Here is a 23,149-nt window from a genome sequence, read left to right on the forward strand (position 1 = left end):
AGACGCGCGCATACAACGCGTCTGCCTTCTTAACAGCAATACGGGTTTCCACTCCCGGTGCTGCTATGGCGGCAGCACGGCAAGGATTGTTGCTTGCCTGTCCATCAGGGTCAAGGCCATGGCGGCCACTGTTCCCGGCTAAGCAGCGAGAACTCCACCACACATGGGGAAAAACAGGCACGTGACAGGGTTAGCGAACCGGCGCACTGAGAACCGGCAGACCATCAAGGTCTCCCTGCCACTGCCTGCCATAGGAAACACAACTACGTTGCTTTAAATAGATGCGAGAAAACCACTCTCGACAAAGGAATCAATACATTTAGGGCGCCAAATCCGGTTCCGCCAATTGAACGACACGACCAAGATTGTACTTGCCGGTTCATCAGGGCCAAAGCCATGGCGATCAGCGTAAAAATAACACCCCGCCTGGGCGGGGTGTTGGCCTGCAATGGACGAAGGGGCGCGGGAGTCCTTTACCCGTCGCCCTCTTCCCGTCCATCCTCGACATCGTCCTGAGCCGGGAAGAACACATGCTTGAAGACGGCCAGCCGCACCGGGTCCAGCCGCCTTTCCGCGACGCCCAGCACCGCCTCGGGATCGAAGTCATCGCTGGCCTCGTAAACGAAAAACGGCTCCTCATCGTCAAGCTCGTACACCGCAATCCGCAAAACGCCGTTCGGGCGCAGTTCCAGCTTGAGTTGCGCCATGGGGATGGCGCTGCTCACCAAATCGCGTTCTTCCATTTCAAACCCGCTTTCCCACAACGCTCATGCCTCCCTCTCAGCATAGGCCAGAGGCGGCGGGACGCCATCCGCCGTCCAAGCGCGACCCGCCGCGCAAACGCCTCATCAGCGCTTTCTCGCCGCCCGGCCTTAAGGACTGGCATGCGGCGCTTGCTGATAGCCTCGCGCTCGCCTATCTTCACAATCCAAATGGCATTTAAAGACGAAAGATAATTGCCATTTGTATAAATAGGCGACATTTAAGCGCCATTTCACGACGCTAACGCCTCGCCGGCAAGGCCGCTCGCTTGCCGACGGTTCTCAACCATCACCCAAAGGAGCGCCATGCATCCCCCACTCAACTTCCTGTTCCGCCGCGTCGCGGCCTTGCTCGCCGTCAGCGCGCTGTCGCTGACCGCCGGCGGAGCGCTGGCAGCCAATATCAGCGGCAGCCTGCCCAATTACAAGGACAGCGGCATCACCTTCAACTATGTGGAGCAAAAAAGCGGCGGCTCCGGCCCCGGCGCGCGCGGCATTCGCATTTACATCGCCGGCGGCCGCGACCAGAGCTATAAGTTCAGCCCCAATCCCCACGACGATCCCTGGTACAACAAGAACCAGATCAAGTTCTACCGGCAAGCGGCCGAGGCGCTGGCGGACGCCTACCTCGCCAAGAAGCCGAACCCGGCCTTCCCGCGCTACGGCTTCAAGTCCACGATCAACGGCATCGAGTACAGCTACAACCAGCCGTGAGCGACAGCGGCCCGCCCAATAGAAAACAGCCGCCCCTAGGGGCGGCTGCGCAGTCTGCTCAAGCCGGTTCGCCGCCGTCCGCGCGGCGGCGGGTTTGCAGAATGGGCGGCGCCCATTGCTCTCCCGGCCGCTTCTTGCGGGTGGCCAGCGTCAGCTCCGACGGCGCGAAGATATTGATGTTGTGGGTGTTGGGCGTGGTGATCAGGTACTGCGCCTCGGTGGCTTTGAGGAAGCCGGCGACGCGGTCGATGTTGAAGATGTCCAGGTGGGCGAACGGCTCGTCGATGAAGACGAAGCCGGACGGGTTGGACTCGTCCATCATCAGGCCGATCAGCAGGATCAGCGACTTCATCACCTGCTGGCCGCCGGAGGCTTCGCCGTCGTTCATGCCCATCAGGCCCTTCTGGTCGAAGTTGAACTTGAGCACCAGGCCGGCCTGGGCCAGCGCCGCGTCGTCGTTGGACAGCTGCGGCAGTTCCACTTCCACCTGGATGCCGGCCAGTTCGCCCAGGCGCTTGACGTTCTGACCGTAGACGCGGACGGTGGCGCGCAGCTTGCCCATATAGGCGGCGCGCGCTTCGTCGGTGAGTTCGCGCGAGCGGTCCACTTCGCTCTGGCGGCGCTGACGCTCGCGGTCCAGGCCGGTCAGGTCTTCCACCAGTTTGTCCTTCAGGGCCAACACGGCTTCGTCCTGCTCCCAGTCTCCGCTTTGCAGCCGCTCTTCCAAGTAATTGAGCTGGTGCTTGGCGTCGGCGGCGGTGTCGAACTCGCTTTCGAGCGCCGCGACGTTATCCGCCGCCAGCGCCGCATCGGGCAAGCGCTCCGCCCATTCGCGCAGCTCGGACAGCAGGCGGCGCACCTGGCGGCGCGCCTGCTCCACTTCCTGCTGTTTTTGGCGGAAGGCGGCCAGGCTGTCCTGTTCGCGCTGGCAGACGCGGTCGTGCGCCAGCCTTGCGTCGCTGTAGCGTTGGTCGGCGGCTTCCTTCTCCGCGCTGACGAGACCCAGCGCCGCGCCCAGGCGGGCGATTTCGCTTTCCAGCCCCTGCTTGCGCGTTTCCAGCGCGGCGAACTCTTCGGCGCGGCTGTCCAGCTGGCGGATGGCGTCCATGCCGCCCAGGTATTCGGCCAGGCCGGCGGCTTCGCGCGTGGCGGCCACCAAGCGTTCTTCATCGGCCAGGATGCGGGTGTTCAGCGCTTTCAATGCCTCGCGCACCGCCAGCAGCCGCGATTGGCGGGCGGCTTCGCCGAAGGCGAACTCATGCGCCGGCACGCCGATGTGGCGCGCGCCGCGGCGTTCGCGGAAATAGCCGTCGCGGGTGATCCAGTCGCCGCTGACGTCGGCGCCCTGCTCGGCGTCGTCGACGCGGCTGACGCTGTTCAATTGCCGATACAGCCATTCCGGCGCGTCGGCGGAGAAGCGCACCACTTCCATCAGGCTGCCGGCGTTGGCGCGCGGCGGGCTGCTGCGCTCCGGCACCACGAAGTGGCGGTAGCGCAGTTTCTCGCCGATGCGCCAGGCTTCGCGCCGGTCGGATTCGCGCTCCAGCAGCACCACGTGGCGATAGCCGCGCAACAGCGCTTCCACCGCCGCCTGCCAGTTGGGGTCCAGCACTTCCACGATGTCGGACAACATCAGGTGGCCGATGCCGGCCTCGTCCAGCGCGGCCTTGAACTGGCGCACGTCTTCCGGCGCGCGGCCGCGGCCTATCTCCAGCGCCTCCAGGTGCTGGGAGCTGTCCTGGCGCTGCTTTTTCAGTTCGCGCAGGCCGTCTTTCAGTTGCTCGGCTTCGCCGCGCAAGGCGGAGAGCTTGTCGGCCAGTTGGGCGGCGTCGGCGCCGTATTCCTTGCTGGCCAAGGCTTGCAGCCGGTCGCGTTCCTTGAGCTGGCCGGCCACGCCGGCGTGTTCGCCCTTGGCCGCCATAAAGGCTTCCTGCGCGCCGACGCGGGCGGTTTCGGCCGCCTTGCGCGAGGCGTCGGCGGCCACTTCCGCCGCCTTGAGTTTGGCCACCAGTTGCAGGGTGTCGGCGTGCTCGCCCTGGGCCTGGTTCAGCGTGTGGAAGTTGCCGCGGTAGTTTTTCCAGACATTGCCGAGCGCGGACTTGGCGTCCAGATAGGCCAGCACCGGCAGCGCCTCGTCGCGCAGCCGGGCGATGCCGGTTTGCAACTGCCGCCATTCCAGATAGCGGTTGGCGCGGGTCTTCATGGTTTCCACCCGCGTCTGCAGCGCTTCTTCCTGACGGCTCAGCGATTCCAGCTCCAGCTCGGTGGCGCGCTGCTCGTCGCGGGCGCGCTGGTAGTTGTCCAACACGTCCTTGTCGCCGAAGACCTGGAACACCAGGTCCAGCAGCTGGCGCGGGCTGTATTCGGTGAGCTTGTCGGTATCGCCCTGTTCCAACGCCAGCACTTCGGCCACCGCCGGGGTCAGGCCGGCCATTTCCAGCCGGCGGCGGTATTCCTGCACGCCCATCCATTGGGCCTGGCCTTCGGCCAGCTCCAGCGGCACGTCGCCGTCCAGGATGGCGTAGTGGCGCACCCAGTCCCCGCCCTGTTTCTTGACCCGGCACAGCAGGGTGACGGCGTCCGCGACGATGGGGAAGAAGGGCGTCGGATACAGGCCGCCGCTGGGGCGGCGCGGATTGTCCACCACGCCGCGCAGGTAGGCGAAGGGTTCCTTATTGTTGCGAACGTAGCGCTTGTAATCGCGCTTGCCCGAGCATTTGATCGCCAGCAGGGTGCGCATCGCGTCCAGCAAGGTGGTCTTGCCGGAGCCGTTGGGGCCGATGATGGTGACGATCTGCGCGTCCAGCGGCACGGTCAGCCGCTGCCAAAAGTCCCAGTGCACCATTTCCACCGATTTCATCTGGAACATCAGCGCGTCTCCTCGTGGGCCGCGTCCTCGTCCGGCGGCAGGTCAAACAACGGGCCGGCGGAGTCGTCCGCCTCCGCGGCGGCGTCCAGGCCGTCCTCGGCCGCTTCCGCGCGCTTGTCGGCCAGCGCGTCGCGGCCTTCGCGGCGCAGCAGCACGTCGGCCAGCGCGCCTTCGATGATGCGCGGCGCCAGCTGGGCGTAGTCGATCATCAGGTCCAGCATCGGCCCTTCGTCCAGCCAGCGGTTGCGGCGCACGATGAAGCCCAGGTTGACCAGGCGGCCTAGATTGGCGTTGAAGCGGGTGCGGCCGCCCAGCGCCTTGCCGAAGTCCGCGTAGAGCGCGTCCTCGGACACGCCGGTGGACACGGCCTCGCCGGTTTCCAGCGGCTTTTGCGCGCCGAACATATCGCTCTGGTTTTCCTTGCCGGCTTCCACGCGGGCGATCTGGCGTTCGCGCTTGGGCAGGATGATCAAGGACCACAGGATGACCAGCAGCGCCACGCCGTCGCGCGGCAGGCCCAGATTATTGTTGAGCCAGGCGTCGCCGGAGCCGAACACCGGTTCGGTCATTTCCGGCAGCAAGGCCACGGCGAGGTGTTCGGCGTAGGGGTTCTCCACCAGGCGCAGGCCGACGGCCGCCAGGCTCTTGTCCAATTCCAGGCGGAAGCTGTCGTCCAGCAGCGCCTTCTTCGCCAGCGCGTCGCCGCGCGGCACCACCCGGTGCGCCAGCAGACGGGCGGTCAGGGTTTTGATTTCTGTTTCCATTAAGAACCTTTTTGGGCCGCGGCCACCAGTCGCGCGTCGGACAGCGACGCCACTTCCGGGTGGTCCGGCTCGATCACGCTCTCGCCGCCTTGCAGACTGAACGGCAGCTTGGCCAGCGCGGCGACGATGCTTTGGTCGTTGCTGGTTTCCGGATCCCCGATCAGGGACAGCAGCGACAGCCGATAGGCGGTTTCGTTGTAGCTGTCGGCCAGCACCGCCTGGCTGATGTGGGCGTCGGCCGCGCCGGACATGCCCAGTTCCAGCAAGGCGTCGTACATGGCCTCGGCCTCCAGCAGGCGCTCCATTTCCGGCGCGTCGGCCAGCGGCGCGGCTTCTCCGCCCGGCAGCGTCATGGAGCCGGCCTTGGCGCGCTCGCGCGCCAGCAGTTCGAATTCGGCCACGTCGGCCAGCTCCGGCGTGGACAGGAAGGCGGGCTCGGGGGCGATGGACAGACAAGCGTCCAGCTTGTGCGCCAGCTGGCCGGCCGCCATGCGGCGCAGCCAGTCGGCGATGTCGGTGGAGGTCAGGCCGGAGCCGCCCAGATGCACGCGCTGCGCGGCCAGTTGCGCCAGCCGGCGCTCAAACGTGCCGGCCAGCGCCAGCATGCGGCTTTGCGCCAGCGCGATGGCCTGGGCCTGGTTGAGCACCAGCAGGCTCAGCGTGTCGTCCTGGGTCAGGCTCTTGACCACCTCGGTGGACTTGGCCACCCAGCGCCATACCGCTTCCAGGCGGTGCTGGGCGGCGCGGATGCGGAATTCCGACTGCGATTCCAGCGCTTCTTCAAATTCCGCGTACAGCTCGTTCAGGCGCGCCAGCAGGTGTTTGAGCGCTTCGTCGGAGACCTGGCCCACCGCCTGGCCGGCGGCCACCTGGCTGGTCAGATAGCCCAGCTCCACGTCGTCGCCGGCGAAATCCACCATGGTGGCCAGCGCCGCCAACGCGACGCGCGCGCCTTCGGACAGCTGGTAGACGCCGCCGTCGCTGTCGTAGACCAGCAGGCCGCCCTCGCGCAGCCGGCCCAGGATGGTGGCCAGCTTGGTGTCGTTCAGATAGGCGAAACGCTGGGCGATTTCCTGCGGCGTCCATAGCGGCGCTTCGGCGCGGCCGCCCAGTTCCCGCAACACCAGCAGCCGCATCAGCACTTCTTCGTCGCCGCCGCGGAACAGCGTGACGAAGACGGCGAGATAAGGCCAGGCACCGGTCAGGCGCGACACCGCCTGCAAGGAGGCGGGCTCGATGCCGGGCTGGAAGAAGTCGGAGAGAGAATCCAAAGGCACTCCACCACGCGCGCGGGCGTGGAATGGCAAAAGCCATGATTGTCCGGGGGGCATGCTCGTTCGTCAACGCATGTCCGCTCGGCGGCCCTATCTTGCCCGGGCCGGTTTGGCATAAGATTCGACGACAGAGCCGCACACCGCAAGAGGAGAATCCATGTACACCCACCGCCAGCCCTTGCTGTCGCCCAGCCTGGGCAGCCAGCGCGACCTGACCAGCTTCCATTTCGGCGTGCCGCAAAGCGGCCAGAAAATCTATATCCAGGCCAGCCTGCACGCCGACGAGCTGCCCGGCATGCTGACCGCCTGGCATTTGAAGCAAGGCTTGCAGCGGCTGGACGCCGCCGGCCTGCTGCGCGGCGAGGTGATCCTGGTGCCGGTGGCCAACCCCATAGGCCTGAACCAGAACCAGAGCGAGAAGCCGCTGGGGCGTTTCGACCTGCAAAGCGGTCAGAACTTCAACCGCTATTACCCGGTGCTGTCCGAGCCCATTTTCGAGGCGGTGAAAGCGCAGTTGGGCCGCGACGGCAAGGCCAACACCGCCTTGATCCGCGCGGAGGCGCGCCAGCAATTGGGCGCGCTGCGCGCCGACAGCGAGCTGCAATCGCTGCGCCACACGCTGATGAAGCTGGCTTTCGACGCCGACGTGGTGCTGGATCTGCATTGCGACTGCCGCGCCGGCCTGCACCTGTACACCGGCACCCCGCTGTGGGAACAGTGCGAGCCGCTGTCGCGCTATCTGGGCGCTTGCGCCACCTTGCTGGCCACCGATTCCGGCGACCATCCCTTCGACGAAGCCTGCGGCCAGCTGTGGTGGCAGCTGCGCGACCTGGCGGCGGCCGAGGGCCTGGACGTCCAGATCGACATGGCCTGCCTGGCGGTGACGGTGGAACTGCGCGGCGAAATCGACGTCCATCACGATTACGCACGCCGGGACGCGGAAGGCATCCTCAACTTCCTGCGCCACCGCGGCGTGATCGCCGAAGCCGCACCGCCGCAGCCGGAACTGCCCTTCCCGGCCACCCCGCTGGCCGGTTCGGAAAACCTGTACGCGCCGCACGCCGGCGTGGTGGTCTACCACGCCCAACCGGGCAGCGAGGTGGCCAGCGGCGAACTGCTGGCCGAGGTGATAGACCCGATAGGCGACCGCTGCAGCGAGATCCGCGCCAACCGCCCCGGCATGTTGTACGCCACCAGCGCCCGCACCTACACCACCACCGGCCTGTCGCTGGCCAAGGTGGCCAGCCGCGAGGCCTTCAAATCCGGCAAGCTGTTGTCGGCCTGATACTGAAAGGAAAACCGCATGAGAATCTTGATATGCGCCGCCGCGCTCTTGGGCCTGAGCGCCTGCAGCCAGACCAAGCCGCCGGAGCGCCCCGCGGTGGGCATGGCCAATCCGGCCTCCGTGTATTGCGGGGAAAAGGGCGGCAAGCTGTTGCCGCAAAAAGACGCCCAGGGCAATGAGTACGCGCTGTGCCAGCTGCCGGACGGCCGCACGGTGGAGGAATGGACGCTGTTCCGCGCCGATCATCCCCAATAAACCCGCTTATCCACAGCCAACGGCCAAACTCAAACTTATCCACAAAAATCAAACCCGCCGGCCATCGCGCGCCGGCGGGTTTGCTCTTTCTTCAGCGGGGCGGGGCTAGGCTTACTTCAGGCTGCCCGACAGGAAGGCCTTCAAGCGCTCGCTCTTGGTGTTGCCGAACACCTCGTCCGGGCAGCCCTCCTCCTCCACCCGTCCCTGGTGCAGGAACATCACGTGATTGGACACATTGCGGGCAAAGCCCATCTCGTGGGTGACCACGATCATGGTGCGGCCCTCCTCGGCCAAGGCCTGCATCACTTTCAGCACCTCGCCCACCAGCTCCGGGTCCAGCGCCGAGGTGGGTTCGTCGAACAGCATCACTTCCGGCTCCATCGCCAGCGCGCGCGCAATCGCCACCCGCTGTTGCTGGCCGCCGGACAAATGCGCCGGGTACTTGTCCTGCGCGCGTTCGTCCAGGCCCACTTTGCGCAGGTATTTGACCGCGCGCTGGGTGGCCTCCTCCTTGGAAATCCCCAGCACGTGCACCGGCGCCTCGATGACGTTTTCCAGCACCGTCATGTGCGCCCACAGATTGAAGTGCTGGAACACCATGGCCAGCTTGGTGCGCATGCCCTGCAATTGCTTCTGGTCCGCCGGCGTCAGTTCGCCGTTCTTGGTGGCGGCCAGGCGGATGGGCTCGCCATTGAGGCTGATGCTGCCCTGGTTCGGTTTTTCCAGAAAGTTGATGCAACGCAGAAAGGTGCTTTTGCCGGAGCCGGATGAGCCGATGATGCTGATCACGTCGCCGGCCTTGGCGGTCAGCGAAACGCCCTTGAGCACTTCGTGGCTGCCGTAGCTCTTGTAGATGTTCTGGATATTCAGCTTGTCCATCTTCTAGTCCGTTTCTCAGGTTTTCGCCGGCTGCAAATAAGCCAGCCATCTGGTCTCGGCCTTGCGGAACAGGCCCACCAGGATGAAGGTGACGCCCAGATAGATCAAGGCGGCCAGGCCGAAGGCGTTGAAGGAGTCATAGGTGGCGGCGTTGACGTCGCGCGCCACTTTCAGAATGTCCGGCACGGTGGCGGTGAAGGCCACGGTGGTGGCGTGCAGCATCAGGATCACTTCATTGCTGTACGCCGGCAGCGCGCGGCGCAGCGCAGACGGGATGATCACTCTTCGGTAAAGAGTGAACTTGCTCATGCCGTAGGCGCGCCCGGCCTCGATTTCGCCGTAAGGGGTGGCCTTGATCGCGCCGGCGAAGATCTCGGTGGTGTAAGCGCAGGTGTTGAGCGCGAACGCCAGGATGGTGCAGTTGTAGCCTTCCCGGAAAAAGTGGTTGAGGAAGCCCACTTCCCGCACCACGTCCAGGCTGTACATGCCGGTGTAGAAGAACAGCAGCTGCACGTAGAGCGGCGTGCCGCGGAACACATAGGTGTAAAACCAGACGCTGCGCGCCAGCCATTTGACCTTGGACACCCGCGCCACCGCCAGCGGGATGGACACGATGAAGCCGAAGGCGATGGACAGCACCAGCAGCCACATGGTGACGGCGAGGCCGGACAAATGGTAGCCGTCCGACCACAGGAAGGGACGCCAGTATTGCTGAATGATGTCTATCATAGCTCGGCCTCCCGCACGCCCATGGAATAACGGCGTTCCAGCCACATCAACACGAAGTTGGACACCGTGGTGAGCAGCAGATAGATCGTCCCGGCCACCAGAGTGAAGAAGAACACTTTGTAAGTGCTCTTGCCGGCGTCTATCGACACTTTGACCACGTCGGTCAGGCCGATGATGGACACCAGGGCGGTGGCTTTCAGCATCACCTGCCAGTTATTGGAAATGCCCGGCAGCGCGAAACGCATCATCTGCGGGAACTGGACGCGGGAAAACACCTGCCAATGGCTCATGCCGTAAGCGGTGCCGGCTTCCAGCTGGCCCTTGGGCACGGAGATGAAGGCGCCGCGCAGCGTTTCGGTGAAATAAGCGCCGTAGATGAAGCCCAGGGTCACCACGCCGGACACGAAGGGATTGAGGTCAATCCGTTCCATGCCCTGCCATTCGGTCAGATGATTGATGCCGATCTGCAGGCTGTAAAAAATCAGCAGCATCAGCACCAGATCCGGCACGCCGCGAATCAGCGTGGTGTACAAGGTGGACACGCCGCTCAGCAAGGGATTGCTGGACAGCTTGGCCCCGGCCCCGATAAGGCCGATGAGGAAGGCCAGCAACAATGACAACACCGCCAACTCCAGCGTCACCAGCGTGCCGTCCCAGATAATGGAACCGAATCCATGCAAAAACATGCTCTTCCCCTTTCAGGGCGGCGGCGCGCGCCGAACCGGCCCTGACTTGCGCAAAAGACGAGCCGCCGACAAAACGGATGGCCCACTCCGGCCACGGAGGCGCTGCGGGTTCCAATGCAGCGGTTTTGTCGGCGGCTTGCGGCTTAGAACATGTTTACGATCCGCGGCGCGTCGTGGACGCCTTAGGCGATGAGGACTCTGGCTCGCAAGATCGTAAACACACTCTTAGGGCCCGTTCAAAGCCTGCCGCGCGACGGCCTTGCATGCTTGAACGGGCCCTTGCCGTTTACTTGCCGTAAACGTCGAAGTTGAAGTATTTCTTTTCAAGCTTCTTGTAGGTGCCGTCTTTGAGCATGCCGGCGATGGCCTTGTCGATATCGGCCTTCAGTTCCTTGTCTTCCTTGCGCAAGCCGATGGCGGCGCCTTCGCCCAGGGTCTGCGGGTCAACCAGCTCTTTGCCGGCAAAGGCGAAGCCCTTGCCTTCCGGCTTCTTCAGGAAGCCTTCGTCCGCCTGCACCGCGTCTTGCAACGAGGCGTCCAGACGGCCGGCCCCCAGGTCGGACAGCACTTGGGTCTGGTTCTGATAAGGCACCACTTCCACGCCGGCCGGCGCCCAGTGTTTCTTGGCGTAGGCTTCCTGGATGGTGCCTTGCTCCACGCCCACGCGCTTGCCCTTCAGCGAAGCCGGAGTCGGCATCAGGCCGGAACCGGTCTTGGCCACCATGCGGGTAGGCGTGTTGAACAATTTGGCGGAGAAGCTGATTTCCTTCATCCGGGCTTCGGTCACCGACATCGAGGACAGCACGCCGTCGAACTTCTTGGCTTTCAAAGCCGGGATCATGCCGTCGAAATCGTTTTCCACCCACACGCACTTGGCTTTCAGGCGTTTACAGATTTCATTGCCCAGATCGATGTCGAAGCCCACCAGCTGGCCGTTGGGCGCCTTGGATTCAAACGGCGCGTAACTGGCGTCCACCCCGAAGCGGACTTCCTTCCAATCCTTGGCCCATGCGCCGATAGACGCGGTCATCAGACCCAAAGCCATCACAGCCAATGCTTTCTTCATTTGCTTCTCCTCATAGACTTCATCTACAGCCAACGGTGAAAATCCCGAGCCGACAGCCGGGCATATGCATTTCACAAGTTAAAGCGCACGGGGCTTTTCGCCCTCTGATCCGGCATCGCCCCCGTGGGGGCTGAGCGCTTCATGTTATATAAATAGAGCAATTTGTCTATACCGTCTCCGCCGCCCGCCGCCCACGCCGCTCTTATCTAAGCTTACGTCATGCCGTCATGGAAAATTAATGACTTGGTATTTCAGCGCCAGGGCGAATTTGCGGCTTGTTGAGGACAAAATACAACATCCAGACACCCACTCAAGTAACGCTTGGTATCGGAATGGGTGTACCTGCAAATGAAAAAGTCTTCATATGAACAATCTACTTCCCTTCGCCGAAGGGGCTGTTCAAATGGCAGACAAGGACAAGGCGGACCGGGAAGAACGCGGGAAGGGTAATGGGCCGCAGCCCTGAAGAATGCGGGAAGGAACAAGCGCCGGCTCAGCGCATGGCTGCCCGGCGGCTCCGTCTTTGTCTCGGCTGATCGGCTCAGGCCAGCTTGCGCACCTCGGTGGCCTCGGGCGCCAGTTCGACGCCGTCCGCGTCCCTGGGCGACATCAAGGGCACGGGCTGGCCGGTCCGCTTGTCTATCAACAGCGAATGGCCTTCGCCCGCCTCGAACAAATGCCCTTCGCCCCACTGGCGCAAGGCCAGCACCACCGCGAACAGGCTTTCCCCCTTGGCCGTCAACACATACTCCTGGTAAGCGGAGCCGTCCGAGGCCGCCTGGGTGGCGAGCACCTCGGCGTCCACCAGCTTGCGCAGCCGGTCGGACAGGATGTTGCGGGCCATGCCCAGGCCGCGCTGGAAATCGCCGAAGCGGCGCACGCCGTCGAAGGCGTCGCGCACGATCAACAAGGACCAGCGATCCCCGATCACGTCGACGCTGCGCGCCACCGGACATGGCTCCTGATTCATGGTGTTGTGGCGCGTCATGGGCTCTCCTTGGGTTCTGCGGCGGCGGGATCAATCAGTTGCATTTTAAAACTACCTGCCCTAGCATTCAATCGGTTTCATTTTGCAACCAGATTGAACGGACTCGGAACCATGAACGCCAGGCACGCCCCATCGCCCCTCATGAAACACAAGCCAGCGAACACGCCCGCCGGCCTGGTATGGCTGTTCGCCGTCGCCAGCGGCCTGAGCGTGGCCAACGTCTATTACGCTCAACCCCTGCTGGACGCGCTGGCCCGGGACTTTTCCATCCGCCAGGCGGCGGTGGGCGGCGTGATCACCTCCACCCAGATAGGCTGCGCGCTGGCCCTGCTGCTGCTGGTGCCGCTGGGCGATCTGCTGGAGCGCCGCCGCCTGATGGCGGCGCAACTGCTGGCGCTGGCCGCCGCGCTGACGGCGGTGGCCATGGCGCGCTCCACCCCGGCGCTGCTGGCCGGCATGCTCGCGGTCGGACTGCTGGGCACGGCGATGACGCAGGGGCTGATCGCCTACGCGGCCAGCGCCGCCGCGCCGCATGAGCAAGGGCGCGTCGTCGGCGCGGCGCAAAGCGGCGTCTTCATCGGCCTGCTGCTGGCGCGGGCGTTCTCCGGCGCCGTCAGCGACCTGGCCGGCTGGCGCGGCGTCTACCTCGCCGCCGCCGGGCTGATGCTGGCGATTGCGCTGCCGCTGTGGCGGCGCTTGCCGCCTCTCCCCGTCGTCGCGAACGCGATGCGCTACCCGGCGCTGCTGGCCTCCATGCTGGACTTGCTGCGGCGGGAAAAAACGCTGCAAGCGCGCGGCATGCTGGCGCTGCTGATGTTCGCCGCCTTCAACGTCTTCTGGAGCGCGCTGGCGCTGCCTTTGAGCGCGCCGCCCCACGGCTACTCCCGCACCGCCATCGGCGCCTTCGGCCTGGCGGGCGCGATAGGCGCGCTGGCCGCCGCCCGCGCCGGACGCTGGGCCGACGGCGGGCATGGCCAGCGCACCAGCGCGGCGGCGCTGGCTTTATTGCTGCTGGCCTGGTGGCCGCTGTCGCTGATGCGGCAGTCGCTGGGCGCGCTGCTGATCGGCATCGTGCTGCTGGACCTGGGCGGCCAGGCGCTGCACGTCACCAACCAGAGCCTGATTTTCCGCGCCCGGCCAGCAGCCCATAGCCGGCTGGTGGGCCTTTACATGCTGTTCTACGCCGTTGGCAGCGGGCTGGGCGCCATCGGCGCAACGGCGGCCTACGCCCATGCCGGCTGGCAAGCCGTGTGTTTGCTGGGCGCCGCCGTCAGCCTGCTGGCCCTGCTGTTCTGGTGGGCGACGCGCGGCGTCACCCCCGCGGCGGCGGACTGAAATGAAAAAGGCCAGTCGCGAGACTGGCCTTCTTGCTTGCCGTGGATGCCGGCGCCTGGATGAAAGAACCCACCCAAAGTCTAGCGGGTTAGAACGAGACAAGGCGAAAACGCACTCACCGCGTCACATCTCTCGACGCCCAGCAGATCGTAAACAGGCGCTTATTCTTCCGTCGTGTCCTGATGCATCGCCGCATCCGGAGTAATCATGGTCTGACGCGCGGCGGCGGCTTGCTGCTGCGCCTCTTCCACCTGCTTGCGCTGTTCGGCGCGCACCACGTCCAGATAGGACATGATGGCGAAGGTCAGCTCGCGGGTGCCTTCATGGTTCAGCGCGGAAATGCTGAACACGCGCGGCGCCTTGAGATCGAAGCCGAAACGGTCGTCCGGCTGCTCTTCCGGCCAGCCGTAGGCCTTGAGGAAGGCGGACACCGTCAGCTCGCGTTCGTCCGGCGGCAGCATGTCCACCTTGTTCAACACCAGCCAGCGCGGCTTGCCGTGCAGTTCGTCGTCGTACTTCTTCAGTTCCTCGACGATGGCGCGCGCCTCGCGCACCGGATCCACGTCGGGATCGAACGGCGCCACGTCCACCACGTGCAGCAACAAGCCGGTGCGCTGCAAATGCTTGAGGAAGCGGTGGCCCAGGCCGGCGCCTTCCGCCGCGCCTTCGATCAGGCCGGGAATATCGGCGATCACGAAACTGCGGGTATCGTCCATGCGCACCACGCCCAGATTGGGGTGCAGCGTGGTGAACGGATAATCCGCCACCTTGGGACGCGCCGCCGACACCGCGCGGATGAAGGTGGACTTGCCGGCGTTGGGCATGCCCAGCAGGCCCACGTCGGCCAGTACTTTCAGCTCCAGCTTCAGCGTGCGCTGCTCGCCCTGCTCGCCCGGCGTGCATTGACGCGGCGCGCGGTTGGTGGAGGATTTGAAATGGATGTTGCCCAGGCCGCCCTTGCCGCCGCGCGCAATCATGATGCGCTGGCCGTGATGGGTCAGGTCCGCCACCAGCTCGCCGGTGTCGTGGTCGGTGATCACCGTGCCCACCGGCATTTTCAGGTCGATGTCGTCGCCGCCCTTGCCGTAGCAATCGGCGCCGCGGCCGCGCTCGCCGTGTTCGGCCAGGTATTTCTTGACGAAGCGGAACTCCACCAGGGTGTTGACGTTCTCGTCCGCCACCGCGTACACGCTGCCGCCCTTGCCGCCGTCGCCGCCGTCCGGGCCGCCGAAGGGCACGAACTTCTCGCGACGGAAACTGGCCACGCCGTTGCCGCCGCGTCCCGCGAATACTTCAATGCGGGCTTCATCGATAAATTTCATGTTTTCAACCTCTGTCTTGCGAGGAGTCAGGGGTCAGGATGGACTCGCGGCCACCCTCACGCCTTGCCCCTCAGGGTATGAAAAAAGCCCTATCGCAGGATAGGGCTTTCTCGGTCACTAGAAAGCGAAAAATTATTCGCCGTCTACGCCGGTGTACGGAACCACATTAACGATCTTGCGCTTCATTGCACCTTTAATGGTGAATTCAACGTAACCGTCAACCTTGGCGAACAAGGTGTGATCCTTGCCCTGACCAACGTTTTCACCTGCGTGGAAGCGGGTGCCGCGCTGACGCACGATAATGGAACCTGCCGGAATCAGTTCGCTGCCGTAAACCTTAACGCCCAGGCGTTTGGCTTCGGAGTCACGACCGTTGCGGGAGCTACCGCCTGCTTTTTTGTGTGCCATGACTGTTTATCCTTACTTCGAAATCGCGTCGATGCGGATTTCGGTGAAGTTTTGACGATGACCCTGATGTTTCTGGTAGTGCTTGCGACGACGCATCTTGAAGATGCGGATCTTGTCGCCACGACCGTGGGAAACAACGGTGGCCTTAACAGTGGCGCCGGCAATCATCGGGGCGCCTACAACAACCTGTTCACCGTCAGCAATCATCAGCACTTCTTCAAGTACGATCTGGCTGTCGACGTCTGCAGGTATCTGTTCTACTTTGAGTTTTTCACCAACGACAACTTTGTACTGCTTGCCGCCGGTTTTTATGACCGCATACATTCGCATGAGCTCCTGAATATAAAAATCTCGCCGCCTATTGCGGGAGAACGCGAAACTATACGGACACCCCGTCAACTTGTCAATGATTTCATCGACTTAGTCCTAAGGAGTACGCCCCGTGGCGGCTGGAGGGGCTTTTCTGGTAACATTCCAGCCTTTGGCGTACCCATCTCAAATAACTGGTTGAAATCGTGTCCACCCCGCTTTTCCGTACACTGATAGCCGACGACATGCAGGCCGTAGACCGCGTCATCCGCGCCCGGCTGCACTCCGACGTCGTCCTGATCCGCCAGGTAGCGGAATACATCATTTCCGCCGGCGGCAAACGCCTGCGCCCGGTGTTGACGCTGCTGTCCGGCCGCGCGCTGGGTCACAACGGCGAACAATTGCACGAGCTGGCGGCGATGATCGAATTCATCCACACCGCCACCTTGCTGCACGACGACGTGGTGGACGAATCCGACCTGCGCCGCGGCCGCGAAACCGCCAATGCGCTGTTCGGCAACGCCGCCAGCGTGCTGGTGGGGGACTTCCTCTACACCCGCGCCTTCCAGATGATGGTGACCACCCGCAATATGGACATCCTGGCGGTGATGGCGGAAGCCACCAACATCATCGCCGAGGGCGAGGTGCTGCAGCTGCTCAATATCGGCAACACCGACGTCACCGAAGACGAATACCTGCGCGTGATCAAGTACAAGACCGCCAAGCTGTTTGAAGCCTCCGCCCGCGTGGGCGCGCTCAGCGCCGGCGCCAGCGCCGAACAGGCGCAGGCGATGGCCGAATACGGCATGTACCTGGGCACCGCTTTCCAGATCATCGACGACGTGCTGGATTACAGCGGCGACGCCGACACCATAGGCAAGAGCCTGGGCGACGATCTGGCCGAAGGCAAGCCGACCCTGCCCTTGATCTACACCATGCGCAACGGCGGCCCGGAAGCCTCCGCCACCGTGCGCGACGCGCTGGAACACGCCAGCCGCGATCGTTTCCAGGACGTGCTGGCTGCGGTACAATCCTGCGGCGCGCTGGACTACGCCCGGGCGGAAGCGGTCAAGGTGGCCGAACAGGCCGTGGCCGCGCTGGCGCCGATTCCGGAATCGGACACCCGTCAGGCCTTGGTGGAATTGGCCCGCCTGTCGGTGGACCGCAGCGCCTGACCCAGCAGTTTTTCTAAGCGTCTCCGTAGTTAAAGGGATTGACTGGATAAGATTTTGTAGTAAATACATGCCGTTATGATTGGCATAAAAAATCAAGTAGCACTTCTATAGCACCGCTACCGTAGTTCAACGGATAGAACGGCCGCCTCCTAAGCGGCAGATACAGGTTCGATTCCTGTCGGGAGCGCCACTTGATATGCAATCCTTCAACCGCCTTCGGGCGGTTTTTTGTTGCCTAACACACGGAATGCACAGCTCAAGCCTCGCCCTTCCGAGCAACCAATCCCGCACAATCCGGCCATGCGCACCTTAGGGACCAGAATAAAGGCCGAGCGGGAAAAACGCGGCTGGACGCAAGAAGTCCTGGCACGCAAAGCCGGCGTGGGAGCCACCACCATCACCGACATCGAAACGGGCCGGAGTCGTGCTACAACGAAGCTCGTCGATATCGCCAGAGCTCTCTCCGTGAATCCCCAATGGCTCGAAACCGGCACAGGCCCCAGAGAGCCCGTGCCGGCCCCTGAGAACACCTACATAGCAGCAGAGTCCAAGGAAGACCTTGCACGCCAGCTTGCTGACAAAAGCGACGAAGAGATCGCGGAGATTTTCCGTTTGATTTTGTCATTTAGAAATCCTAAATGACTGTCAATTGTCATTAATGCTAGTGTTGTAACCACGTTACATCGGCATATAAAGAAAACTTTAGTAGAACCTATAGTTTGCGCCTTGCCTGCACCGACATTCTTTCTTACCCTTCACCGGTGGAGACGTTTGCAGAACGGGTACGGCGCCTAAAAGAAAGGCGCGGCGTCACCGTAGAAGAAATAGCAATTGCTTGCACGGTGACGGAACCGACTGTCTACGGTTGGCTCAAAACTACAATGCCTAGAAACAATCACTTGGCAAGCTTAGCGACATTTTTAGATGTGACTGTCGATCACCTGGTGCACGGTGATCGCTCCGAAACTCGCGACGAAATCGTCCAAGAACTGCGCACACTCGTGCCACAGCTTTCCAACTACCAGCTCACTGTTTTGCTAATGACGGCCAAGGAATTCGCCAAAAAAGGCCAGTAAAACTTTAGGCCGGCACTTGTGCGGCATCTTGTCCAGCGCGCTAAGCTGTATCCGTCATACAGCAAAAGACGAACAAAAATGCCGCTATCTCAATTACCCCGAAACGTCGCCAATAGCCTGAATCCGCTGATCGGCGGATCAACCAGCGAAACAATGCAGAACCTCATTAGCGTGCTCGACGGGCAGTGTGCGCTGATCGCCGACAGAACTACCGGCGCCACTCTGAACGGAGAATTAACGCTCTACTTCCTACAAGTAGTCGGCGGGGCGATCCGGTTTGAATCCGACATGGCACATCCAGTCAGGTGCATAACCTAACCGGTCGAGAGTTCATGGAAAGACAGCAAAGTCCCCCGGCATCGCGCCGGGGGACTTCTTTTTGAGATCAATACGTTTGCACGCCCTTTTCCGATGCAGCCAAACTCATGGCCGCCAGCGGATCAACCACGACAAGATCAGAACAAACCACCACACGCGCCAATCTCCCAGTTTGCAATCACCAACTCGCCAGCTGCAGCCGCGCCGCCATTGCGCTGGTTGCCCACCGTGTACTTGATATCGAGCTCAAGCATGTCCAGGCCATCGAACGCACGCCGGATGTCCGGATGGTCGTTGATGCTGACCATGATCCGGCCTTGGCTGGCACGCATAATGGCGGCCATGCGCTCGTACTCCTCAAACGGGAATGGAACGCCGTAACCCTCGGTCTGCCAGTACGGTGGATCGCAATAGAAAAACGTGTGCGGCCGGTCATAACGCTGAATGCAGTCGCTCCAACTTTCGTGCTCGATCGTGACGCCGGTAAGGCGCAGGTGAGCCGCGGATAGATTCTCCTCCAGGCGCAGCAGGTTGACGGTGGGCGTGGTGGTGGCGGTGCCGAAGCTCTGGCCCTCCACTTTGCCGCCGAACGCATGGTGCTGCAGGTAGAAAAATCTGGCTGCGCGCTGAATGTCAGTGAGGGTTTCCGGGCGAGTGCATTGCATCCACTCGAACACCTGCCGGCTCGATAGCGCCCATTTGAACTGCCTCACGAACTCTTCGAGGTGGTGCTGCACAACGCGATAGAGATTGACGAGCTCGCCGTTGATGTCGTTGATCACCTCGCACTTGGCGGGCACTTGGCGCAAGAAAAACAGCGCGGCGCCGCCGGCGAACACTTCGACGTAGCAGTCATGGGGAGGGAACAGGGGCAGGATGCGATCGGCAAGTCGACGCTTGCCGCCGATCCAGGGGATGATGGGCGAAGCCATGAGGTTCTCCAGATGGCCCTCGCGGGGCTCAGGTTCGGAGGCTCATGGCCTTCAAGGGGATTACCCAGGCTGCCGCTGGCCGTAATGGTTCAGCGTCCTGCAGCGCGGGCATTTAATGGACAGGGCGATGTATTCGCCCTCGGCCAGTTTCTTGCGGCAACAGCCGCAGCGTATTTCGGTCATCTGTCGAGCCTTTCACGTTTTGTGATAGTCTCCCCATGCCTGTCGACAGGTGGGGAAGCCTTGGTCAAGGCTCGCAGGGCACATCTGCGGGCGGAGATGACCGGCCCAGGTGCGCTAACACCCGGGCCGGTCGCGTCCTTCTCTCAGTTCTTCGTTAGTACCGGCACCTCTTGATCATGCGGCTGCACGCGCCACCAGCTCTGCCAGCCGATCACTTGGTCGCGCCAGCGGTAGCACTGGTCGTAGTTGTCGCTGACGGCTTCGAGCGCTTCACCGGCAGTAGCTGTCCCGGCTCCTCCAGCAGGAACGGCGCCGGCGTCGACAAGATCGGGCGGGGCGGCAGCGAGGTCGTGCCCGCGCACCCAGTCAGCATCGAGCACAACGACAGGCTGGCCAGCAGCAGCGCGGGCTTTTTCCCTTTCAACATATCGCACGATCTCCTTGGTAACGGTTTGGGTTCTCACCTCGCGCGCGACGGCGCGGTGCTGCTCTCCCTGCGCCAGCACGGCACCGAGGGAAGCTGCGCGCCGCTCGAGCTGCAGCGCTTCGGCGACGGCCGCGTTTTGCAGTTTCAGCCGGCCGGCCTCGCTCTCCAGGCTAGAAAAATGCCAACCACCCGCGAAGGCCACCACCAGCGCCGCAACGATCAAGGTTGCACGGATAAGCGCCAAGTACGGCTTGAGCAGATCGATCATTTCGCCCCTCCCGGCACGCCCCAGCGCTTCACCGATAGGACGCGCGCCGCCACCAGAGCCGGCACGGCGTCGTTGGTCACGGTCGGCAACTCGATGCCAGACAGGCCGGTTTCGGAACTGTGTACGCTGGCCGTGCCAGAGCCGGCACGCTCCAAGCGCACGACCGCGCCATTCATTTCCAGAACCGCGCCCAGCTCGTTGATAAACCGGCAGTCATCGACCACCACGCGCCCACCGGATTCAAGCACCCGCTGAACGGCGCGCCGCCACGCGCTCACCCACAAGTCGGCGTGGATCAGCTGGCGGCCCCATTCGGTACCGAGCGTCTGCATCGCATGCCGCGGCGTGGCGCCGCCCAGCAACTCGCACGGCACCTCCTTGAGGCGCCCTTCGATCTCGTCCTCAGACAGGCCGAGGGCACGCATCATGGATTTAAGCGGGCCGGCGAACTTGATCACGGTGTAACCGTGGCGCTCGACCAGTTCGGCGGCGATGGTGGACTTGCCGGCGCCGGCCGCACCACAGAGCGCCAGGAGATTGGGAAGTTGCGGCATACGCAGCTCCATAGAAAAGCCCCGCCGAAGCGGGGCTGGGTTATAACGCGATCCAATCAAGCGGCTTTCTGCAAGCTCACCCATTCGGAAGCGGCACCGCCGCCACGCTCACTGTCGTCGTCGACGTTCACTGCCATGGAAAACGTGATGCCATGCTCGGGATGGGTGATCCACAACGCCTGGCGCGCGCGCTCAAAGCCGAAGTTGTTGCTGTAGGCGTACTCGTCGTAGCCCTTGAGCGAGCCGTTGACGATCAACCGCTGCAACTGGATCAACTGGTGCCAGTGGCCGAGTAGCAGCACGTCGTAGGCCATGTCGACCTGGCCAGCGCGAGAGCGCTTCTTGTGGTCGCCACGGATGATCGGGCCGAGCGCACCGATCATGCCGTCGCCGCCGCGGAACTGGTCGCCGTGCGTCAGGAGATAGCGGGTGCCGTAAACGCGGTAGTAGGCGTCCGGGCCATCAGGGATCAAGAAGTGAACGCGCGGGTCACCGTCGAACTCGCGCGCCAGCATGCAGTAGGCGAGCCAGTCGAACGAGGTATGGTTTCGGCCCTTGGCGCGGATTTTTTGCGTGTTGCGGCCGTGGTTGCCGGACACACACGGCACGAATACCTGCCCGAACTCATCGGCCAGAGCGCGGATGCACCAGGCGAGCACGCCGATCAGGTCAATCACGCAGGGCATGATGTCGACCTCGTTGCTGACGGCGAGTTCGTCGTGGATGTCGCCCGATACCATGTCGCCGCCGAGCGCGAACACGATCCCCGGGTACTTGGCCCCAGCAAAACAATCGCGCAACAGCATCACGGTCTTCTCGATCATGCGACGGGCGCGCCGGTGCGCGATCGCGAGGTTGTACTCGTTCACGCCGTTGATCTGCTGCGGATCGACTACCTCGGCCCAGTGCCAATCGGAGGCGAACAGCGTAGGAACCCCGAGCACCTTGCCATCGAACCCACGCCGCACCAGCCAATCAGGCGGCTCAACTGGCGCCCGCGACAGCCCGATGATCTTGCGCTTCACATACTCGGCGTCGAGTTCGTTGCCCTTCATGGCCGCCAACTGCGCCCGAAGCGCCTTGACCTCAGGGTCAGGCAATTGGGTGGACTGCTCGACTGTGTGACTGGGCGGCTTGGCCGCAGCTGCGGCACCCCGATTCGGCGAACGCGGATCGTCGCAATTCAGCTCGTAGCCCTTGGCGCGCAGCCGGGCTGCACGGTCGTGCACGGCGCGCTCGGTAATGCTGAGGCGCTTGGCCACTTTAGAGGGGCTGCCGAGCTCAACCCAGGCTGCCACAAAATCTGCTGTTTCAATTTTGGTCGCCATCAATGCCCTCCCGTCAGCGCCTTCTTGGCCCACTCCAACAGGCCGCCACCAAAAATACCAATCACGAGCATCGTGATTGCGATGGTGGCCGTGGTCAGCATCTGCTTGCGCACGCCGGCGAGCGTTCTTACCAGGTTGCGCGCTTCGCGCAGTTCTTCGGCGGCGTCCTTGTCTCCCAGTCCGAGCTTGGCGAGCGCCTGGTTTGCCCCTTCCTCGGCTGCCGAACGCATAAGCTCTTTGAACTCATCGAGCGGCAGGATGACGCGGTCGTCTGCAGCGCATTTCGGTGCAGTCATTATTTTTCCCTGAAATAGGCTTGGTACTTCGGTCGGCGCACGATCATTACGTTGCGCACGTGGGTGTTGGTGATGTCGGCGAACGACTGACCGTAGCCGGCGTGGCGCACCTTCGACTGCGTGCTGCTGCGCTCGAGGTGGCCGAACCAGCGGCCCGGGTCGCAGCCACGCGTATTGGCGCACTTGCGCCGGCGCTTAATCACGGAACCCAGCCCCGAGTTGTGCGAGGCGTCCATCATCGCCAGCCGGTCGTAGTCGGTAGACGCCCACTTGATCAGGCGGTAGGCATCGCGGTTTTTCAGCACTACGGCCGGCAGCTGGTAGTGCGGAGCGTAGGCATTTGCCCAGGACCAGCCGCGCAGCGCTTCCGGGTGGGCGGCAGTCATCTCGCCGATGGCATCGAAGCGAACGCTGCCATCCTTGTTGAATGCCTTGGTGAACTGCCCCAGTCCGGCGCCTAGCTCGCGGGAGGTGTGCAGCTTGGCATTGACGCGCCAGCCGCTTTCCTGCTCGACCTGCGCCGCCAGCACCGAGCGCGCCGGCATGTCCGGCCAGTATTGCCCGATGGACGCCGCCAGCAGCGGCAGCAGGGCCAGCGCGCCGGCGCTCAGCCCCGCAGCCACAGCACACCGCCGATCAGCACCGCCGCCATGAACAGCCGGTCGGCCAGCACCACGAGCGCGGCACCGACCGGAGAATGCAGCGCGATGTCGCCAGCTTGGGAAACATCGACGTGGAACAGCGACTTGCGCAGCACCAGGGCGACGCCGACCAGCACCGGCAGGGCCAGGCCCAGCTGCAGCCAGGTTTCGGCAATCACGCGGTCGATTGCGAACAGCGCGAGGGTGAACGGCAGGATCAGCAGATAGACGCGGTAGTCGTGCAGGCGTTTGAACATTTGGGAACCTCCAGAAATGAAATCGCCCGCGAGCGGCGGGCGATATAAAG

The 23,149-nt window shown here is 63.3% G+C and carries 27 protein-coding genes and 1 tRNA gene; 8 read left to right on the forward strand and 20 right to left on the reverse strand.

Going from position 1 to position 23,149, the window contains the following annotated elements; genetic code table 11:
* Positions 1–473: 473 nt before the first annotated feature.
* Positions 474–743 (reverse strand): hypothetical protein, encoded by a 270-nt coding sequence (locus JC616_RS20395; RefSeq protein ID WP_227105086.1) that lies wholly within the window; start codon positions 741–743, stop codon positions 474–476.
* Between the two features lie 324 nt (positions 744–1,067).
* On the opposite strand from JC616_RS20395, the gene JC616_RS20400 reads away from it, so the two are divergent.
* Positions 1,068–1,475: a hypothetical protein gene (locus tag JC616_RS20400; RefSeq protein ID WP_107800679.1), complete on the forward strand. Its 408-nt coding sequence runs from the start codon at positions 1,068–1,070 to the stop codon at positions 1,473–1,475.
* Positions 1,476–1,533: 58 nt separating this feature from the next.
* On the opposite strand, the gene JC616_RS20405 is transcribed toward JC616_RS20400, so the two are convergent.
* From JC616_RS20405 to JC616_RS20415, 3 genes are read right to left on the reverse strand one after another with little or no spacing between them, the layout of a single operon-like run.
* Positions 1,534–4,344, reverse strand: a complete 2,811-nt coding sequence (locus JC616_RS20405) for an ATP-binding protein (protein ID WP_107800681.1) — start codon at positions 4,342–4,344, stop codon at positions 1,534–1,536.
* Positions 4,344–5,108: a hypothetical protein gene (locus JC616_RS20410; RefSeq protein ID WP_107800682.1), complete on the reverse strand. Its 765-nt coding sequence runs from the start codon at positions 5,106–5,108 to the stop codon at positions 4,344–4,346. The genes JC616_RS20405 and JC616_RS20410 overlap by 1 nt, the downstream gene beginning before the upstream one ends.
* The gene (locus JC616_RS20415; RefSeq protein ID WP_227105088.1) at positions 5,108–6,385 is read right to left on the reverse strand and encodes a hypothetical protein; all 1,278 of its coding nucleotides are present in this window, start codon (positions 6,383–6,385) and stop codon (positions 5,108–5,110) included. The genes JC616_RS20410 and JC616_RS20415 overlap by 1 nt, the downstream gene beginning before the upstream one ends.
* Before the next feature lie 154 nt (positions 6,386–6,539).
* On the opposite strand from JC616_RS20415, the gene JC616_RS20420 reads away from it, so the two are divergent.
* Entirely contained in the window at positions 6,540–7,667 is a 1,128-nt protein-coding gene (locus tag JC616_RS20420) for a succinylglutamate desuccinylase/aspartoacylase family protein (RefSeq protein ID WP_107800684.1), read from the forward strand.
* An 18-nt stretch (positions 7,668–7,685) separates the two neighbouring features.
* A complete protein-coding gene (locus JC616_RS20425; RefSeq protein WP_166453390.1) occupies positions 7,686–7,922 on the forward strand; it encodes a putative hemolysin in 237 nt (78 codons plus the stop codon).
* A gap of 111 nt (positions 7,923–8,033) precedes the next feature.
* Here JC616_RS20425 and JC616_RS20430 read toward each other — a convergent pair whose 3' ends face one another.
* From JC616_RS20430 to JC616_RS20450, 5 genes are all read right to left on the reverse strand, one after another.
* Positions 8,034–8,801 carry an ABC transporter ATP-binding protein gene (locus JC616_RS20430; RefSeq protein ID WP_107800686.1) on the reverse strand — a complete coding sequence of 256 codons (768 nt, stop codon included), beginning with the start codon at positions 8,799–8,801 and terminating at the stop codon, positions 8,034–8,036.
* 15 nt (positions 8,802–8,816) lie between these two features.
* Complete coding sequence (locus tag JC616_RS20435; protein ID WP_107800687.1) at positions 8,817–9,530, reverse strand: ABC transporter permease; 714 nt, start codon at positions 9,528–9,530, stop codon at positions 8,817–8,819.
* Entirely contained in the window at positions 9,527–10,216 is a 690-nt protein-coding gene (locus tag JC616_RS20440) for an ABC transporter permease (RefSeq protein WP_227105090.1), read from the reverse strand. Before JC616_RS20440 ends, JC616_RS20435 begins: the two co-directional genes overlap by 4 nt.
* Positions 10,217–10,502: 286 nt before the next feature.
* On the reverse strand, positions 10,503–11,282 hold the full coding sequence (locus tag JC616_RS20445) for an ABC transporter substrate-binding protein (RefSeq protein WP_107800689.1): 780 nt from the start codon (positions 11,280–11,282) through the stop codon (positions 10,503–10,505).
* A gap of 541 nt (positions 11,283–11,823) precedes the next feature.
* On the reverse strand, positions 11,824–12,270 hold the full coding sequence (locus JC616_RS20450) for a winged helix-turn-helix transcriptional regulator (RefSeq protein ID WP_227105092.1): 447 nt from the start codon (positions 12,268–12,270) through the stop codon (positions 11,824–11,826).
* A gap of 141 nt (positions 12,271–12,411) precedes the next feature.
* Between JC616_RS20450 and JC616_RS20455 the strand changes: the two genes are divergently transcribed.
* Positions 12,412–13,605: an MFS transporter gene (locus JC616_RS20455; RefSeq protein ID WP_227105094.1), complete on the forward strand. Its 1,194-nt coding sequence runs from the start codon at positions 12,412–12,414 to the stop codon at positions 13,603–13,605.
* 161 nt (positions 13,606–13,766) lie between these two features.
* On the opposite strand, the gene obgE is transcribed toward JC616_RS20455, so the two are convergent.
* The 3 genes from obgE to rplU all read right to left on the reverse strand — a co-directional run bounded on the left by obgE (position 13,767) and on the right by rplU (position 15,659).
* Positions 13,767–14,927, reverse strand: a complete 1,161-nt coding sequence (obgE, locus tag JC616_RS20460; RefSeq protein ID WP_107800692.1) for a GTPase ObgE — start codon at positions 14,925–14,927, stop codon at positions 13,767–13,769.
* A gap of 132 nt (positions 14,928–15,059) precedes the next feature.
* The gene (gene rpmA, locus JC616_RS20465) at positions 15,060–15,335 is read right to left on the reverse strand and encodes a 50S ribosomal protein L27 (RefSeq protein WP_019099926.1); all 276 of its coding nucleotides are present in this window, start codon (positions 15,333–15,335) and stop codon (positions 15,060–15,062) included.
* Positions 15,336–15,347: 12 nt separating this feature from the next.
* Complete coding sequence (rplU, locus tag JC616_RS20470; RefSeq protein ID WP_039753142.1) at positions 15,348–15,659, reverse strand: 50S ribosomal protein L21; 312 nt, start codon at positions 15,657–15,659, stop codon at positions 15,348–15,350.
* Positions 15,660–15,850: 191 nt separating this feature from the next.
* Between rplU and ispB the strand changes: the two genes are divergently transcribed.
* From ispB to JC616_RS20490, 4 genes are all read left to right on the forward strand, one after another.
* A complete protein-coding gene (gene ispB / locus JC616_RS20475; RefSeq protein WP_227105096.1) occupies positions 15,851–16,819 on the forward strand; it encodes an octaprenyl diphosphate synthase in 969 nt (322 codons plus the stop codon).
* Positions 16,820–16,934: 115 nt separating this feature from the next.
* Positions 16,935–17,009, forward strand: a tRNA-Arg gene (locus JC616_RS20480).
* 110 nt (positions 17,010–17,119) lie between these two features.
* A complete protein-coding gene (locus JC616_RS20485; protein ID WP_227105098.1) occupies positions 17,120–17,461 on the forward strand; it encodes a helix-turn-helix domain-containing protein in 342 nt (113 codons plus the stop codon).
* A 77-nt stretch (positions 17,462–17,538) separates the two neighbouring features.
* The gene (locus tag JC616_RS20490; protein WP_227105100.1) at positions 17,539–17,895 is read left to right on the forward strand and encodes a helix-turn-helix domain-containing protein; all 357 of its coding nucleotides are present in this window, start codon (positions 17,539–17,541) and stop codon (positions 17,893–17,895) included.
* Positions 17,896–18,350: 455 nt separating this feature from the next.
* On the opposite strand, the gene JC616_RS20495 is transcribed toward JC616_RS20490, so the two are convergent.
* From JC616_RS20495 to JC616_RS20530, 8 genes are all read right to left on the reverse strand, one after another.
* Positions 18,351–19,145, reverse strand: coding sequence for a DNA adenine methylase (locus tag JC616_RS20495; RefSeq protein ID WP_227105102.1), 795 nt, complete (start codon positions 19,143–19,145; stop codon positions 18,351–18,353).
* 60 nt (positions 19,146–19,205) lie between these two features.
* Positions 19,206–19,328 carry a Com family DNA-binding transcriptional regulator gene (locus JC616_RS20500; RefSeq protein WP_227105104.1) on the reverse strand — a complete coding sequence of 41 codons (123 nt, stop codon included), beginning with the start codon at positions 19,326–19,328 and terminating at the stop codon, positions 19,206–19,208.
* Between the two features lie 143 nt (positions 19,329–19,471).
* Entirely contained in the window at positions 19,472–20,023 is a 552-nt protein-coding gene (locus JC616_RS20505; RefSeq protein WP_227105106.1) for a hypothetical protein, read from the reverse strand.
* On the reverse strand, positions 20,020–20,577 hold the full coding sequence (locus JC616_RS20510; RefSeq protein WP_227105108.1) for a deoxynucleotide monophosphate kinase family protein: 558 nt from the start codon (positions 20,575–20,577) through the stop codon (positions 20,020–20,022). The genes JC616_RS20505 and JC616_RS20510 overlap by 4 nt, the downstream gene beginning before the upstream one ends.
* 56 nt (positions 20,578–20,633) lie before the next feature.
* A complete protein-coding gene (locus JC616_RS20515; protein ID WP_227105109.1) occupies positions 20,634–21,905 on the reverse strand; it encodes a hypothetical protein in 1,272 nt (423 codons plus the stop codon).
* Entirely contained in the window at positions 21,905–22,201 is a 297-nt protein-coding gene (locus JC616_RS20520; protein WP_227105111.1) for a DUF6127 family protein, read from the reverse strand. Before JC616_RS20520 ends, JC616_RS20515 begins: the two co-directional genes overlap by 1 nt.
* The gene (locus JC616_RS20525; protein ID WP_227105113.1) at positions 22,201–22,824 is read right to left on the reverse strand and encodes a transglycosylase SLT domain-containing protein; all 624 of its coding nucleotides are present in this window, start codon (positions 22,822–22,824) and stop codon (positions 22,201–22,203) included. The genes JC616_RS20520 and JC616_RS20525 overlap by 1 nt, the downstream gene beginning before the upstream one ends.
* A complete protein-coding gene (locus JC616_RS20530) occupies positions 22,809–23,099 on the reverse strand; it encodes a hypothetical protein (protein ID WP_227105115.1) in 291 nt (96 codons plus the stop codon). The genes JC616_RS20525 and JC616_RS20530 overlap by 16 nt, the downstream gene beginning before the upstream one ends.
* Positions 23,100–23,149 lie beyond the last annotated feature (50 nt).

The sequence above is a fragment of the Chromobacterium rhizoryzae genome (assembly GCF_020544465.1).
Lineage (GTDB): Bacteria > Pseudomonadota > Gammaproteobacteria > Burkholderiales > Chromobacteriaceae > Chromobacterium.

What these genes read in the sequence shown, in the direction of transcription:
- JC616_RS20395 (WP_227105086.1), bottom strand. Translation starts at nt 743, where the DNA reads ATGGAAGAACGCGATTTGGTGAGCAGCGCCATCCCCATGGCGCAACTC.
- JC616_RS20400 (WP_107800679.1), top strand. Translation starts at nt 1,068, where the DNA reads ATGCATCCCCCACTCAACTTCCTGTTCCGCCGCGTCGCGGCCTTGCTC.
- JC616_RS20405 (WP_107800681.1), bottom strand. Translation starts at nt 4,344, where the DNA reads ATGTTCCAGATGAAATCGGTGGAAATGGTGCACTGGGACTTTTGGCAG.
- JC616_RS20410 (WP_107800682.1), bottom strand. Translation starts at nt 5,108, where the DNA reads ATGGAAACAGAAATCAAAACCCTGACCGCCCGTCTGCTGGCGCACCGG.
- JC616_RS20420 (WP_107800684.1), top strand. Translation starts at nt 6,540, where the DNA reads ATGTACACCCACCGCCAGCCCTTGCTGTCGCCCAGCCTGGGCAGCCAG.
- JC616_RS20425 (WP_166453390.1), top strand. Translation starts at nt 7,686, where the DNA reads ATGAGAATCTTGATATGCGCCGCCGCGCTCTTGGGCCTGAGCGCCTGC.
- JC616_RS20430 (WP_107800686.1), bottom strand. Translation starts at nt 8,801, where the DNA reads ATGGACAAGCTGAATATCCAGAACATCTACAAGAGCTACGGCAGCCAC.
- JC616_RS20435 (WP_107800687.1), bottom strand. Translation starts at nt 9,530, where the DNA reads ATGATAGACATCATTCAGCAATACTGGCGTCCCTTCCTGTGGTCGGAC.
- JC616_RS20440 (WP_227105090.1), bottom strand. Translation starts at nt 10,216, where the DNA reads ATGTTTTTGCATGGATTCGGTTCCATTATCTGGGACGGCACGCTGGTG.
- JC616_RS20445 (WP_107800689.1), bottom strand. Translation starts at nt 11,282, where the DNA reads ATGAAGAAAGCATTGGCTGTGATGGCTTTGGGTCTGATGACCGCGTCT.
- JC616_RS20450 (WP_227105092.1), bottom strand. Translation starts at nt 12,270, where the DNA reads ATGACGCGCCACAACACCATGAATCAGGAGCCATGTCCGGTGGCGCGC.
- JC616_RS20455 (WP_227105094.1), top strand. Translation starts at nt 12,412, where the DNA reads ATGAAACACAAGCCAGCGAACACGCCCGCCGGCCTGGTATGGCTGTTC.
- obgE (WP_107800692.1), bottom strand. Translation starts at nt 14,927, where the DNA reads ATGAAATTTATCGATGAAGCCCGCATTGAAGTATTCGCGGGACGCGGC.
- rpmA (WP_019099926.1), bottom strand. Translation starts at nt 15,335, where the DNA reads ATGGCACACAAAAAAGCAGGCGGTAGCTCCCGCAACGGTCGTGACTCC.
- rplU (WP_039753142.1), bottom strand. Translation starts at nt 15,659, where the DNA reads ATGTATGCGGTCATAAAAACCGGCGGCAAGCAGTACAAAGTTGTCGTT.
- JC616_RS20485 (WP_227105098.1), top strand. Translation starts at nt 17,120, where the DNA reads ATGCGCACCTTAGGGACCAGAATAAAGGCCGAGCGGGAAAAACGCGGC.
- JC616_RS20495 (WP_227105102.1), bottom strand. Translation starts at nt 19,145, where the DNA reads ATGGCTTCGCCCATCATCCCCTGGATCGGCGGCAAGCGTCGACTTGCC.
- JC616_RS20500 (WP_227105104.1), bottom strand. Translation starts at nt 19,328, where the DNA reads ATGACCGAAATACGCTGCGGCTGTTGCCGCAAGAAACTGGCCGAGGGC.
- JC616_RS20505 (WP_227105106.1), bottom strand. Translation starts at nt 20,023, where the DNA reads ATGATCGATCTGCTCAAGCCGTACTTGGCGCTTATCCGTGCAACCTTG.
- JC616_RS20510 (WP_227105108.1), bottom strand. Translation starts at nt 20,577, where the DNA reads ATGCCGCAACTTCCCAATCTCCTGGCGCTCTGTGGTGCGGCCGGCGCC.
- JC616_RS20515 (WP_227105109.1), bottom strand. Translation starts at nt 21,905, where the DNA reads ATGGCGACCAAAATTGAAACAGCAGATTTTGTGGCAGCCTGGGTTGAG.
- JC616_RS20520 (WP_227105111.1), bottom strand. Translation starts at nt 22,201, where the DNA reads ATGACTGCACCGAAATGCGCTGCAGACGACCGCGTCATCCTGCCGCTC.
- JC616_RS20530 (WP_227105115.1), bottom strand. Translation starts at nt 23,099, where the DNA reads ATGTTCAAACGCCTGCACGACTACCGCGTCTATCTGCTGATCCTGCCG.